Origin of the sequence: Arthrobacter sp. ERGS1:01, from assembly GCF_001281315.1 — a bacterium.
Taxonomy (GTDB): domain Bacteria; phylum Actinomycetota; class Actinomycetes; order Actinomycetales; family Micrococcaceae; genus Specibacter.
This window is the reverse complement of the sequence record NZ_CP012479.1, coordinates 4,015,328-4,030,317: the sequence shown is the minus strand read 5'-3', so window position 1 is coordinate 4,030,317 and position 14,990 is coordinate 4,015,328. Positions and strand designations below refer to the sequence as shown.

Genomic DNA, 14,990 nt, shown 5'->3' with positions numbered 1-14,990 from the left:
TGTGTGTGCGGGGCCTCTACCCTTTTTGGTGTTGTCCGGCGGTGTCCTACTCTCCCACATCCTCACGAATGCAGTACCATCGCGCTGTGGGTCTTAGCTTCCGGGTTCGGAATGGGACCGGGCGTTTCCCCCACGCTATGACCACCGTAACTCGTTCCCCAATCCCGGTTCCATTGCTGGTATTCGGGTGGGTGGCTTGTTGGGTGTTCTTGTTGGAACAACAATATTTAGTTTACAGGATCGTTGCTGGTGGTGCCGTGCCCACCGGGGTGGGTTTGGTCACTACCGGGTTTGATCCTGGTGGTGTTTGGTTTCCCGTGTGTACCGAACGTGCCGGCCCCCGTTAGGTTCGGGGGTGGGTTTGTTGGTTGGGAACCACATAGTGAACGTGAGCAGTGTGTTGTATCGGTACCTGGGGTGTGAATAGCTTTTGAAGGTTTATTCGCACTCCGTGGTGGTGATACTTGTGTGTAGTGTAAGTTATCGGCTTATTAGTACCGGTCAGCTTCACGAGTCTTTAGTCCTCGCTTCCACGTCCGGCCTATCAACCCAGTGGTCTAGCTGGGGGCCTCTCACACTTGCGTGTATGGAAATCTCATCTTGAAGCGAGCTTCCCGCTTAGATGCTTTCAGCGGTTATCCCATCCGAACGTAGCTAATCAGCGATGCACTTGGCAGTACAACTGACACACCAGAGGTTCGTCCGTCCCGTCCTCTCGTACTAAGGACAGCCCTTCTCAAATTTCTGCGCGCGCAGCGGATAGGGACCGAACTGTCTCACGACGTTCTAAACCCAGCTCGCGTACCGCTTTAATGGGCGAACAGCCCAACCCTTGGGACCTACTCCAGCCCCAGGATGCGACGAGCCGACATCGAGGTGCCAAACCATGCCGTCGATATGGACTCTTGGGCAAGATCAGCCTGTTATCCCCGAGGTACCTTTTATCCGTTGAGCGACGGCCATTCCACAATGTGCCGCCGGATCACTAGTCCCGACTTTCGTCCCTGCTCGAGGTGTCCCTCTCACAGTCAAGCTCCCTTGTGCACTTACACTCGAAACCTGATTGCCAACCAGGCTGAGGGAACCTTTGGGCGCCTCCGTTACTTTTTAGGAGGCAACCGCCCCAGTTAAACTACCATCAGGCACTGTCCCTGACCCGGATTACGGGCCGAAGTTAGATGTCCAAAGTGACCAGAGTGGTATTTCAACGATGACTCCACCACAACTAGCGTTGCGGTTTCACAGTCTCCCACCTATCCTACACAAGCCACTCCGAACACCAATACCAAACTATAGTAAAGGTCTCGGGGTCTTTCCGTCCTGCTGCGCGTAACGAGCATCTTTACTCGTACTGCAATTTCGCCGAGTTTATGGTTGAGACAGCGGGGAAGTCGTTACTCCATTCGTGCAGGTCGGAACTTACCCGACAAGGAATTTCGCTACCTTAGGATGGTTATAGTTACCACCGCCGTTTACTGGGGCTTAAATTCTCAGCTTCGCTACCGAAGTAGCTAACCGGTCCTCTTAACCTTCCAGCACCGGGCAGGAGTCAGTCCGTATACATCGTCTTGCGACTTCGCACGGACCTGTGTTTTTAGTAAACAGTCGCTTCCCCTGGTCTCTGCGGCCCACACCCGCTCACGGAACGCTAGGTTCCTTCACGGGGCAGGCCCCCTTCTCCCGAAGTTACGGGGGCATTTTGCCGAGTTCCTTAACCATAATTCTCTCGATCGCCTTAGTATTCTCTACCTGATCACCTGTGTCGGTTTGGGGTACGGGCAGTTGGAACCTCACGTCGATGCTTTTCTAGGCAGCATAGGATCACCGAATTCCCCCATACGGGGGTCCCATCAGATCTCAGAATCGTCATTGAAGACAACGCGACGGATTTGCCTATCGCGTTTCCTACGTCCTTAGACCGGGTCTACCATCGCCCGGCTCGGCTACCTTCCTGCGTCACACCTGTTAATACGTTTACCTCCCTGACTCAGGTCCCACGCTCCCCACACAGCCTGGCCCCGAAGGACACGCACTGGCGGTTTGGGTGGTTAGTATCATCAGTTCAATATGGGCGGTTCTTCACCGGTACGGGAATATCAACCCGTTGTCCATCGACTACGCCTGTCGGCCTCGCCTTAGGTCCCGACTTACCCAGGGCAGATTAGCTTGACCCTGGAACCCTTGATCATTCGGCGGACGGGTTTCTCACCCGTCTTTCGCTACTCATGCCTGCATTCTCACTCGTGTGGGCTCCACCGCTAGTTCACACTGCGGCTTCAATGCCCACACGACGCTCCCCTACCACTCCAAACCCCTGAACCAGGAACGAATCCTTAGCTTGGGTAATGTTTGAAATCCACAACTTCGGCGGTGTACTTGAGCCCCGCTACATTGTCGGCGCGGAATCACTTGACCAGTGAGCTATTACGCACTCTTTTAAGGATGGCTGCTTCTAAGCCAACCTCCTGGTTGTCTAAGCAATCCCACATCCTTTCCCACTTAGCACACGCTTAGGGGCCTTAGTTGGTGGTCTGGGCTGTTTCCCTCTCGACTATGAAGCTTATCCCCCACAGTCTCACTGCTACGCTCTCACTTACCGGCATTCGGAGTTTGGCTGACGTCAGTAACCTTGTAGGGCCCATTAGCCATCCAGTAGCTCTACCTCCGGTAAGAAACACGCAACGCTGCACCTAAATGCATTTCGGGGAGAACCAGCTATCACGAAGTTTGATTGGCCTTTCACCCCTACCCACAGCTCATCCCCTCCATTTTCAACTGAAGTGGGTTCGGTCCTCCACGCGCTCTTACACGCGCTTCAACCTGGCCATGGGTAGATCACTTCGCTTCGGGTCTAGATCACGCCACTGCATCGCCCTATTCAGACTCGCTTTCGCTACGGCTTCCCCACACGGGTTAACCTCGCGACGTAACACTAACTCGCAGGCTCATTCTTCAAAAGGCACGCCATCACCACAACTAGGGTGGCTCTGACGGATTGTAAGCACACGGTTTCAGGTACTATTTCACTCCCCTCCCGGGGTACTTTTCACCTTTCCCTCACGGTACTTGTCCGCTATCGGTCATTAGGTAGTATTTAGGCTTATCAGGTGGTCCTGACAGATTCACACGGGATTTCTCGGGCCCCGTGCTACTTGGGATACTCACCAGGGAGTGCACTGCATTTCGGTTACGGGACTCTCACCCTCTACGGCAGGCCATTCAAAGCCCTTCACCTATACATGCACCATTCCCCTCAACGAACCGGCAGATTCGTAACGGTAAGTCCCACAACCCCGACCATGCAACGCCCGCCGGCTATCACACATGGCACGGTTTAGCCTGTTCCGCGTTCGCTCGCCACTACTAACGGAATCACTATTGTTTTCTCTTCCTGTGGGTACTGAGATGTTTCACTTCCCCACGTTCCCTCCACACACCCTATATATTCAGGTGTGGGTCATCACCTCGCCTTGCGACGGGTAACGGGGTTCCCCCATTCGGACACCCTCGGATCAAAGTTCGGTTATCAACTCCCCGAGGCTTATCGCAGATTCCTACGTCCTTCTTCGGCTCCTAATGCCAAGGCATCCACCGTGTGCCCTTAAAAACTTGACTACACAAAATAGTCAAAAACACACTAAAACTTATATCGAGAGAACCATGAAAATCAACACCACCAACACCCCAAAAGGGTGTCAACAGCATCAGATCCAGGTTCATATATCTCAAAGAAATTGCTTCCTTCTATAAGATGCTCGCGTTCACTATGTAGTTCTCAAACAACAACCCCAACACACACTCCCCAACCACGTCGAACCCGCACCAAAGTGCCTGTCCTTCCCGTGACGGTCGGTTGTGTGTGGGAAACCAGAAACAAACAACTTTCGTTGTTGTTTCAGGACCCAACAGTGTGCCAAACGCTTAACAACCACACATCTTTCAACCCATCACGGTTCTTTCCGCACACCCCACAAGGAAGTGTTGTACTGGAACCAGGCTGCCAGATGCCGATCATCGGCTGTTTTATTGATATTCCACCCTTGAGCAACCCACCGAGAAACAAACGTTCTCGCAGCAGGTCTTTACTCCTCACACCACCAACACGAAACCATGCGGTCTCCGTCGTGGTGTTTGGTGCTCCTTAGAAAGGAGGTGATCCAGCCGCACCTTCCGGTACGGCTACCTTGTTACGACTTAGTCCCAATCGCCAGTCCCACCTTCGACCACTCCCTCCCTTGCGGGTTGGGCCATGGGCTTCGGGTGTTACCAACTTTCGTGACTTGACGGGCGGTGTGTACAAGGCCCGGGAACGTATTCACCGCAGCGTTGCTGATCTGCGATTACTAGCGACTCCGACTTCATGGGGTCGAGTTGCAGACCCCAATCCGAACTGAGACCGGCTTTTTGGGATTAGCTCCACCTCACAGTATCGCAACCCATTGTACCGGCCATTGTAGCATGCGTGAAGCCCAAGACATAAGGGGCATGATGATTTGACGTCGTCCTCACCTTCCTCCGAGTTGACCCCGGCAGTCTCCCATGAGTCCCCACCACTACGTGCTGGCAACATGGAACGAGGGTTGCGCTCGTTGCGGGACTTAACCCAACATCTCACGACACGAGCTGACGACAACCATGCACCACCTGTAAACCGACCACAAGTGGGGCACCTATTTCTAGGTGTTTCCGGTTTATGTCAAGCCTTGGTAAGGTTCTTCGCGTTGCATCGAATTAATCCGCATGCTCCGCCGCTTGTGCGGGCCCCCGTCAATTCCTTTGAGTTTTAGCCTTGCGGCCGTACTCCCCAGGCGGGGCACTTAATGCGTTAGCTACGGCGCGGAAAACGTGGAATGTCCCCCACACCTAGTGCCCAACGTTTACGGCATGGACTACCAGGGTATCTAATCCTGTTCGCTCCCCATGCTTTCGCTCCTCAGCGTCAGTTAATGCCCAGAGACCTGCCTTCGCCATCGGTGTTCCTCCTGATATCTGCGCATTTCACCGCTACACCAGGAATTCCAGTCTCCCCTACATCACTCTAGTCTGCCCGTACCCACCGCAGATCCGGAGTTGAGCCCCGGACTTTCACGGCAGACGCGACAAACCGCCTACGAGCTCTTTACGCCCAATAATTCCGGATAACGCTTGCGCCCTACGTATTACCGCGGCTGCTGGCACGTAGTTAGCCGGCGCTTCTTCTGCAGGTACCCTCAACCAACTAAACACTGGCCTTGTTCCCTACTGAAAGAGGTTTACAACCCGAAGGCCGTCATCCCTCACGCGGCGTCGCTGCATCAGGCTTTCGCCCATTGTGCAATATTCCCCACTGCTGCCTCCCGTAGGAGTCTGGGCCGTGTCTCAGTCCCAGTGTGGCCGGTCACCCTCTCAGGCCGGCTACCCGTCGTCGCCTTGGTGAGCCATTACCTCACCAACAAGCTGATAGGCCGCGAGTCCATCCAAAACCAATAAATCTTTCAACCAACCACCATGCGGTGAAAAGTCAATATCCAGTATTAGACCCAGTTTCCCAGGCTTATCCCAGAGTTAAGGGCAGGTTACTCACGTGTTACTCACCCGTTCGCCACTAATCCCCGACGCAAGCGTCGGTTCATCGTTCGACTTGCATGTGTTAAGCACGCCGCCAGCGTTCATCCTGAGCCAGGATCAAACTCTCCGTTAATAACTAAACAGACACACAACAACACACCGGAAAAAGATGATGAAGTCATGCACTAAATTCGAAACCAGCTAAACGGCCAGTCATCACCACAGGGGCGGCAACAACCAACCAAATAACCAATTCAATACAATAAATTGGTATCAATAAAACTTGGCACACTATTGAGTTCTCAAACAACAACCACACCCAGCCAACACACCCAAACAAAACCAGTTTGTTCACGACGATCAGTGCCGAGGCAACTTTTCAAGCTTACCCGAACATATCCCGGAAAGCAAATCCACCAAACAGTGAACCAACCACCCACAACACGCCAAAAGAACCGGCAAAACCGGCCTTCATAAACAGGAATTCCGTCCCCCGAACACCGGGGCAACTCGAAAAACAATACACACCTTTCCACCAACACGCAAATCCACCACCCCCTCATGCCGGCCAAGCGAGCCCGCCTTCGGCTTACCGAACAGCCACGATGGGGCCCGCGAAACCGGGCCCTGGGTTCGGAAAGTGTTGGGGTCGCGGCCCGCGGCGATCAGCGTGCTTGGGCTCCTTGCCGCAGCTCCCTATATATAAGGAGGACAACCCCTTATATAAGGAGCGGGAACCTGCTCTATATATAAGGAGTGAGCGCTCGGCTATTTAGCCTCGACCTTGCCCATGATCTTGGGCCGGAGCAGCGCGCCCGCCGCCGTGACCACCCAGACGATCAACGTCGCAAAAATCCAAGTGGTGAACCTGTGGATTTCCACGCCGCGGAACAGGTTGGCAATGACGAGCGCAAGGAAGGTGGAGATCAGGGATGCGGCGCCGGCAATACTGGGCGCATGATTTTGGGCGAGCTTGGTGACCAGCCCACTCAAGAGAGCTTGGGCGACGGTGAAGACCACCACTGCCATGAGGAAGCCAAGGAAGTGCAGCCGGAAGTCACGCAGGAGCAGGGCGGCAACGATGATTGCCACTGCGGAGGTGCCAAGGTGCAGTCCAATGCCAATCAGGAAGTTCTTCATAAGCCCGATCCTATGCGGCACGCGTGTGGTCCGCACCAGTTACGCACGGAGAACCATGCGCGGAAAACAAAAAGATCCCCGACAGAACCATTGGTTCCATCGGGGATCTTTCAAAAACGTGCGCGAGGGGGGATTTGAACCCCCACGCCCTTTCGGACACTGGCACCTGAAGCCAGCGCGTCTGCCGTTCCGCCACTCGCGCGTTTTCACTGGTCTCCACCGTTTCCCTTTCGGGTTTCAGTGGAACAGCGAGATCAAGCATATAGGAGACTTTGCCAAATGCCAAAACGAGGGTTGCCATGGGCGTGGCACACACTGCCCCAAGCCATCAAGACACCGTCAGAATCCGCTGAATCTAGCGGTTTTTGAGCTGTCAAGAATTTCTTCCCGAACACCATACCGGGGTATGAAATCCGCCCCATCGGGCCGCTTCAATAAGGTTTTTCCAAGAGTCGCCCAGTAGTATCAACTCTGTGGAAGGTTGCCCGCGGGACGGACAACTGCCCAAGAACGCTTATTTTCAGGCGGTTGAGGGCCCCACCACAAGGCCAGGAACGCATGGGTACCTATAGATGAGGTACCGCAGCTATAGAGCAGCTATAGAGAGGAGACATCATGGGATTGTTTGACAACGTTGAAAAGAGCATTGAAAAGGCAGTCCGCGGCGCCTTCTCCCGCGGATCCAAAGCCCTCCAGCCGGTAGAAATGGCCAGCGCGCTGCGGCGCGAGCTCGATGACAAGGCCATGACCCTTGATGCCGGCCGCACCCTGGCACCCAACGTTTTCAACATTCAGTTGGGTGACTCCGACTTTGAACGTGCCCGCTCCTGGGGCTTCACGCTGGCAGAGGAACTGTGCGATGTAGTCATCAACCATTCCCGCAGCCAAGGCTATGTACTGCAGGGGCCTGTCCGTGTGGCGTTCAACCACCAGGCCGAGCTGCGTCCGGGACACTTTGACGTTTCCTCCGCCACGGAGCGGGACAACGCGGCGGCCCCGTCCGGCCTGGGACGGCCTCCTGCCGTTCCCGCCATGGCTCCGGCCCAGCGACCCGCCCCCGCCGCACCAGCACCGGCTCCCGTGTACAAACGGCAAGCCCCGCAGTCACCTCCTCCAGCGGCATCCGGCCAGCCCGTCCTGGACATCGACGGACAGCGGTACTCGCTGAACGCCAGCTCGATCACCCTGGGCAGGTCCTCCGAGGCGGACATCCTTATCGATGACACGGGCGTCTCCCGCAAGCACTTGGAGATTCGCACCAGCAATGGCGCCAGCACCGCCGTCGATCTTGGCTCCACAAACGGGAGCTACGTCAACGGCAACCGCGTGCACGGCAGCGCCGAACTGACCGACGGTTCCACCATCACCATGGGCCGGACCGAGATCACTTTCCGCATTTTGCCGGCACGAAACGGTGGGCGTCCATGAATGATATGAGCCTGATAGTCACCATTTTGCGTTTTGGGTTCCTGGTCCTGATGTGGGTCATGGTCTTCAGTGTTGTTGCCGCCATGCGCCGCGACCTGGTTATTGGGCGCAAGGCAAAGGTGGGCGCACCCACGGCCCGGCAGGCCCGCAAGCATCCGGAACTGCTTCCTGCCGCAGCACCCACCAAGGTCCAGGCCGGCCACCTTGTGGTCACCGAAGGACCTCTGACGGGCACCACCCTGGAACTCTCCGGGACCCCGATTCTCCTGGGCCGCGCGCAGGAGGCAACGCTGGTGCTCGAGGACGACTACGCGTCGGGCCGCCATGCACGCCTGTTCCCCCAGGGAACCCGCTGGTTCATTGAAGACCTTGGCTCAACCAATGGCACCTACCTTGGCGGCGCGCAACTTACCCGCGCCCTCCCCGTGGAACTTGGCGTCCCGGTTCGGATCGGCAAAACGGTCATTGAATTGAGGCCGTGAGCATGCCCGCACACCCGCTGATCCTGCGGTATGCCGCGAGATCGCACGTGGGCCTGGTCAGGGCGAAGAACGACGATTCCGCCTACGCCGGCCACTACCTGGCCGTCGTTGCCGACGGCATGGGCGGCCATGCCGGCGGCGATGTCGCCAGCGCCTCCACAGTCCTTGACTTGATCCACCTTGACCACGACGGTCACGAAGCCGACGCCGGCGCACACCTTGCCGATGAGATCCAGACGGCCAATTCGCTCCTTTCGGAACTGGTTCACGTCAACCCAAAACTGGCCGGCATGGGCACGACGGTGACGGCACTGCTGCTCTCCGGTGAACGCCTTGCCTACGCCCACATCGGCGACTCACGCGCCTATCGACTCAAGGACGACGTCTTTGAACAGATGAGCACCGATCACACCTTTGTGCAGCGCATGATCGATGAAGGCCGGATGACCGAGGCCGAAGCCGAGGTGCACCCGCACAAGAACGTGCTGATGCGCGTCCTGGGGGACGTGGATGCGTCCCCCGAATTGGACCTGAAGTACTTTGACGCCACCGTAGGCGAACGCTGGCTGCTGTGCAGCGACGGATTGAACTTTGTCCGGGCCGAGATGATCGAGGAAGTCATCCGCCACACGAAGAGTTTGGGCGCTGCCGCAGACACCCTCATTGAGTTGACGCTGGCGGCCGGCTCTCCCGACAACGTCACCGTAGTGGTTTTCGACGTCGTCGAACCCACCCCGGAAGACACCTCCACGGCTGCGCTGGACACAATTTCCGCCTCCGTCAACGCCGGCGGCACGGTTCCCGACGAGCACGACCTGCCGGCGCTATCGGCGCATGCCCGCCCCGGGGACGCTGCGACGGCCACCGCCGAGGCCGTGACGGAGTCAGTGAAGCCGCACAAACCAGAAACCTCGGCAACCTCCGATCCGACGACAGCCTCGGACGACGACTCCGAGACGCCCGCCGAGGACCTTGACGCCCACATCCGTGCCGCCGTCGTTCGGGAAGAGCTCTCACGCCGCCCGCACGAACTGGTCGGCGCAGCCGTCACGGCAAACGAAGAGGGCAAAATACCCCAGCTGGCCCATCACCCCGCCACCCGTCGTGCCGCCACCGTCCTCACGCACAAGCCAAGCGACGCCGCGGCCATCGTCGACGACACCGAGGAATCCTTGCCGCGGGCCGGCTACCGCCCGATGGTCCTTGCCGTGGTGGGTGCACTGGTGGTCATCGCCATTGTGGCGGGCGCCTGGATTGCCTATGCCTGGACCCAAACCCAGTACTTTGTGGGTGTTTCCAACGGAAACGTCGCCATCTACCAGGGCGTCTCGCAGAACCTTGGCCCGATCACGCTTTCGCACCTACAGCATGAAACGGACATCACCGTCTCATCGTTGCCCGAATACTCCCAACAGCTGGTTGCCCAGACCATGCCGGCCGCGAGTCTTGCCAACGCCGAACAGATCGTGAGCGACCTCCAGCTCGGAACCGGTTCCAGCACGCCGCCGTGCCAACGTATTGCGGCAACCACGGCGCCTGCACCGTCCGCCACCGCCAAGTCCTCGGCTACCACGAAGGCCACAGCCTCGGCCAAGCCGACTGCTTCGGCTTCCGCAACCTCCAAGCCGACAGCTGCGGCCAAGGCAAGCGCAAAGCCCACCTCGCCTGCAACGACCATAGCCGTCCCGTCCGCCACCCCAAGCTGCACACCAGGAGGTGGGCAATGAGCCAACTATTGACAGTGCCCCGGCCGCGACGAAACATTGAGCTGCTTTTGCTGGTTCTGGCCCTCGCCGTCGGCATCATGGCCAACGCGCTCGTAAACCTTGACCTCGGTCGCGCCTTTGACAAGGATTTCTATACCCAGGCCGCAGTTTTGGCATTCCTTTCCCTGGCGGTCCATGTTTCCCTGCGCTTTCGGGCAAAATATGCCGACCCGGTTATATTGCCCGTTGTGGTTGCCCTCAACGGCATCGGTTTGGCCGTCATTCACCGCCTTGACCTTGCCTCGGGCGACAACGCCGGGCAACGCCAATGGCTGTGGACCGGCCTGGCCGTGGCCGCCGCCGTGGCCGTCATCTGGCTGCTGAAGGACCACCGGATCCTGCGCCGCTATACGTACATCTCCCTCGTGGTCTCCGTGGTCCTGCTGCTACTGCCGCTGGTCCCCGGCGTCTCGGCCGGTGACGTGAATGGTGCAACCGTCTGGATCAAACTGGGCCCGTTCACGTTCCAGCCGGGCGAAATCGCCAAGATCACGCTCGCCATATTCTTTGCCGGGTATCTTTCTTCCAACCGTGACCTGATCCTGCTGGCCGGAAAGAAGATCGGCCCCCTGCAGCTGCCGCGGGTGCGCGACCTTGCCCCCATGGTTATCGCCTGGTTGGCGAGCGTGGGCGTCCTGGTGTTCCAGCACGACCTCGGCACATCCATTCTGTTCTTCGGCCTGTTCATGGTCATGATCTATGTGGCCACGAGCCGTATCAGCTGGGTCTTCATCGGCATGGTTTTGATGGTGGTGGGCGGTTTTGCCGCGTACCATATTTTCCCGCACGTCACGAAGCGCATCAATACGTGGATCTACGCTTTCAGCCCGGACTACATCGCCGACGGCAGCTACCAGGTTGTCCAGGGCTTGTTTGGCATGGCCAACGGCGGCCTGTTGGGCACCGGGCTGGGCAGGGGAAACCCCAACAGCGTCCCCCTGGCCAACAGCGACATGATCGTGGCCAGCATTGGCGAGGAACTGGGCCTGGTGGGCCTGTTCGCGATCCTCTGCCTCTATGCCTTGCTGATTGCGCGCGGATTCCGGGCAGCCCTCGGCACCAGGGACTCATTCGGGAAGCTGCTGGCCGTTGGCCTGGCCTTCGCCGTGGCCCTGCAGTGCTTCGTCATCATTGGCGGAGTCACCCGGCTGATCCCGCTGACCGGCCTCACGACGCCGTTCCTTGCCGCGGGTGGGTCATCCCTGCTGGCCAACTGGATCATCGTTGCCTTGATCCTTAAGATTTCAGATGCCGCGCGGCGCCCGATCGACGTCTCCGCGGAACCACGCCAAGAAACCACTTCGGAGGTGTCGGCAGCATGAACCAAGCGATTCGCAGTTCCTGGATAGTGGCCATCGCCTTGTTTGCGGTGCTCTTTGGCGCCATCACTTACGTGCAGTTCTTTGCCGTTGATGCGTTGAACAACAACCCCAACAACAATCGTCAGTTGTTGCAAACCTTTTGCAGCAACCGCGGCCCCATCCTGGTGGGCGGCCACCCGATCGCGGAGTCGGTGGCCACGGATTCGGACTGCAAGTACCAGCGCAAGTACAGCGACCCCTACCTTTACGCGGGGTTGACGGGCTTCTTCAGCCAGAAGAACGGCGCGTACGGCATCGAGGCGGCCATGAAGGACGATCTTCTCGGAACGTCCAGCGATGCCTTGTTCGACAAGATCGCCCAGGCCTTCACGGGTGCCGCACCGCAGGGCCGCTCCGTGGAGCTGACCATTGACCCGGCCATCCAGAAGATGGCCTACGACATGATCCCGGACGGCATTGCCGGCTCGATCGTGGTGGAGAACCCCAAGACCGGGGCCATCATCGCCATGGCGTCCAAGCCGTCGTACGACACGAACCTGATGGCCAGCCACAGTCCCGCGGCAGTGGCCAAGTCCTACGGCCAGCTGGTCAATGAACCGAGCATCAACCTCTTTGGTTCGCCTGCTTTCCGGCAGGTCTACGCTCCGGGTTCGGTGTTCAAGCTCGTCGACACGGCGGCGGCCCTGGAATCCGGGAAATACAACAAGGACAGCGTGCTGCCCAACCCGGCAAACCTGACGTTCCCCGGCATTGACTACTCGCTGCCCAACTACCTGTACGGCCAGTGCTACACGCAGACGAAGGCCACCTTCGCCTTTGCCCTGGAAAACTCGTGCAACACCCCGTTTGCCAGCATCGCCCTTGACCTGGGTCAGGATGCCATCAAGGCCCAGGCGGACAAGTTCGGCTTCAATGACTCCTCGCTGCAGTTCCCCATGGGCGTCGAGACCAGCCGCTTCCCGGGCAGCCAGGGCGTCCTCGACCAGCCGGCACTGGCCCAAAGCGCCATTGGCCAGCGCAACGTGGTGGCAACACCCCTGCAGATCTCCATGATGACCGCGGCGATTGCCAACGGGGGCAAGCAGATGAAGCCAAACCTGGTGCAAACCGTCCGCACGCCCGACCTCAAGACGGTGTCAAGCCTGACCCCGGTAGAACTGCGCCAGTCCACGACGCCCGCCATTGCCGCGCAAATGACCGATTGGATGGTCAGTGTGGTCGATAACGGCATCGCGGCCGCGGCCGCCGTACCCGGCGTCAAGGTGGCCGCCAAGACAGGTACCGCGGAGGTGGGGGACACGGGCCTGAACAACGCGTGGTTCACCGGGTTCGCGCCCGCGGACGACCCCCAAGTGGTGGTCACGATCGTTATGCCAAATGTTGATGTCCCGACCGGGGCACAATTAACAAGTCCCAATGCAAGCAAACTCTTCAAGGCGGTGTTGAAAAAGTGAGGCCTACTTCAGGAATCACCTTAGGCGGCAGATTCCAACTAACCTCACGCATTGCCATTGGCGGCATGGGGGAGGTTTGGAAGGCACAGGACCTGGTTCTGGGCCGGATTGTCGCAATCAAGATCCTCAAGGACGAATACACGGGGGACCCCGGTTTCCGTGCCCGGTTCCGGGCAGAGGCCAAGCACACGGCACTGCTGAACCATGTGGGAATCGCCAACGTCTTTGACTACGGCGAGGAGGACGGTTCCGCCTACCTGGTCATGGAACTGGTGCCCGGCGAGCCCTTGTCCGCGCTGATTGAACGCGAGCATGTGTTGTCGGCCGACTGGACCCTGTCCATGATCGCCCAGACCGCCCGCGCCCTTGCCGTGGCCCACGCGCAGGGCCTGGTGCACCGCGACGTCAAGCCCGGAAACCTGCTGATCACGCCCGAGGGGCGCGTGAAGATCACCGACTTCGGCATTGCCCGGCTCGCCGACCAGGTTCCGCTCACCCAGACCGGACAGGTCATGGGCACAGCCCAGTACCTGGCACCGGAACAGGCCACCGGCCAGGTGGCAACCGGATCCAGCGACATATATTCCCTGGGCGTCATAGGTTATGAGTGCATCACCGGCCACCGCCCGTTCTCGGGCGAGTCGCAGATCGCCATTGCCCTGGCCCAGGTCAATGACGCGCCGCCGCCGCTGCCGGACACGCTGCCCACCCCGGTGCGCGCCCTGCTCATGTCCATGTTGGCCAAGGACCCGGCGAACCGTCCGGCGAACGCGTTGAAGCTTGCCGATGCCGCCGAGGCCATTCGCGTGGGCGACATCAAGGCCGCACACGCCGCCGTGCCCGGCATGCTGTTGTTTGAATCCAGCACCGGCCCCATCACGGCGCCCGTGGACCTCAATGCCACAGCCGCCACCACGGTGGTGGGCAATGTTCCGGAACCAAGCACGACGGCGCTGCCCACTGTCAGTGCCGACGCCGTCGACGCGGGTGCCGCGACCACCGAGCTCTCACGCGCCGACGCCCTCAGCGCCGAGCGTGCCTGGGACGAGGCAATCGACCCGGATGGCGGCGTGTTGGACGAGTTTGATTCCGAGGAGGAGCCGCCCGCGCCGGCGAAGCGTGGACGCAGCCCGTGGACCTGGCCGGCGGTTGCCTTGATCGCCCTGCTGCTCTTTGCCGTCGGCGCGCTCCTGCTCCAGAGCTGGGGTGTCTTTGACTCAAAGCCGACCCCGGCCACCACGGCAACAACGTCAACGTCGGCAAGCCCCTCACCGACGGAGACGACGCCGGAGGCAACGCTGCCCGAAACCCCCACGCAGGAGCCCACCACCGAGACTCCCAAGGACGTGACGGTCTACGCGGACCAGTTCAAGGGCCAGCCCTTTGACCAGGTGCGGACCCAGCTGGAGGATATGAAACTGAAGGTGGTCCGTACCGACGACTTCAGCGCCACCGTACCCGCCGGTTCGGTCATCGACTTGGGCCCCACCGGCCCGCTGGCACCCGGCACCGAGGTGACCGTGACGGTTTCCAAGGGACCGGAAATGGCAACCGTGCCGTCCTTCTCGGGGCAGACGGCCGCCGCCTACAACGCAGCGCTCGTGGCGGCGGGCTTTGAGCCCGCCCAGGTGGACGAACCGTCGTCGACCGTCGCCAAGGGCAACGTTATTCGCAGTACCCCCAACGCCGGGGTGCAGGCGCCCAAGGGATCCGTGGTGACCTACTACGTGTCCACCACGGGACCGCCCCCGGCCACCGAGGCTCCGCCGACAGACGCGGCCACGGATACCGCCACCGCACCCGCGGCGCCGTAGCACCATCGCCACGGCCCTCCAGCTTTCCCCTCCCACC

7 protein-coding genes, 1 tRNA gene and 3 rRNA genes are annotated in these 14,990 nt (G+C 59.3%); 6 read left to right on the top strand and 5 right to left on the bottom strand.

Translation table 11 applies throughout. The features are described 5' to 3' along the window. Window positions 1–33: 33 nt before the first annotated feature. The 5 genes from rrf to AL755_RS22075 form a co-directional block, all read right to left on the bottom strand. Window positions 34–149: ribosomal RNA gene (gene rrf / locus AL755_RS22095) — 5S ribosomal RNA — on the bottom strand. A 321-nt stretch (window positions 150–470) separates the two neighbouring features. Continuing rightward, window positions 471–3,615, bottom strand: a 23S ribosomal RNA gene (locus tag AL755_RS22090). A gap of 530 nt (window positions 3,616–4,145) precedes the next feature. After that, window positions 4,146–5,680, bottom strand: a 16S ribosomal RNA gene (locus AL755_RS22085). The 16S, 23S and 5S rRNA genes sit together here, the layout of an rRNA operon. 635 nt (window positions 5,681–6,315) lie before the next feature. Next, window positions 6,316–6,687, bottom strand: a complete 372-nt coding sequence (locus tag AL755_RS22080) for a phage holin family protein (RefSeq protein ID WP_054012852.1) — start codon at window positions 6,685–6,687, stop codon at window positions 6,316–6,318. A 119-nt stretch (window positions 6,688–6,806) separates the two neighbouring features. Next, a tRNA-Leu gene (locus tag AL755_RS22075) sits at window positions 6,807–6,889 on the bottom strand. Window positions 6,890–7,302: 413 nt separating this feature from the next. Between AL755_RS22075 and AL755_RS22070 the strand changes: the two genes are divergently transcribed. From AL755_RS22070 to AL755_RS22045, 6 genes are read left to right on the top strand one after another with little or no spacing between them, the layout of a single operon-like run. Next, window positions 7,303–8,115, top strand: a complete 813-nt coding sequence (locus tag AL755_RS22070) for an FhaA domain-containing protein (RefSeq protein WP_054012851.1) — start codon at window positions 7,303–7,305, stop codon at window positions 8,113–8,115. Beyond that, window positions 8,112–8,597, top strand: coding sequence for an FHA domain-containing protein FhaB/FipA (locus tag AL755_RS22065; RefSeq protein WP_054012850.1), 486 nt, complete (start codon window positions 8,112–8,114; stop codon window positions 8,595–8,597). Before AL755_RS22070 ends, AL755_RS22065 begins: the two co-directional genes overlap by 4 nt. Before the next feature lie 2 nt (window positions 8,598–8,599). Continuing rightward, the gene (locus tag AL755_RS22060; RefSeq protein ID WP_054012849.1) at window positions 8,600–10,324 is read left to right on the top strand and encodes a PP2C family protein-serine/threonine phosphatase; all 1,725 of its coding nucleotides are present in this window, start codon (window positions 8,600–8,602) and stop codon (window positions 10,322–10,324) included. Beyond that, on the top strand, window positions 10,321–11,685 hold the full coding sequence (locus tag AL755_RS22055; protein ID WP_054012848.1) for an FtsW/RodA/SpoVE family cell cycle protein: 1,365 nt from the start codon (window positions 10,321–10,323) through the stop codon (window positions 11,683–11,685). The genes AL755_RS22060 and AL755_RS22055 overlap by 4 nt, the downstream gene beginning before the upstream one ends. Continuing rightward, a complete protein-coding gene (locus tag AL755_RS22050) occupies window positions 11,682–13,139 on the top strand; it encodes a penicillin-binding transpeptidase domain-containing protein (protein WP_054012847.1) in 1,458 nt (485 codons plus the stop codon). Before AL755_RS22055 ends, AL755_RS22050 begins: the two co-directional genes overlap by 4 nt. Continuing rightward, window positions 13,136–14,953, top strand: a complete 1,818-nt coding sequence (locus AL755_RS22045; RefSeq protein WP_054012846.1) for a protein kinase domain-containing protein — start codon at window positions 13,136–13,138, stop codon at window positions 14,951–14,953. Before AL755_RS22050 ends, AL755_RS22045 begins: the two co-directional genes overlap by 4 nt. Window positions 14,954–14,990 lie beyond the last annotated feature (37 nt).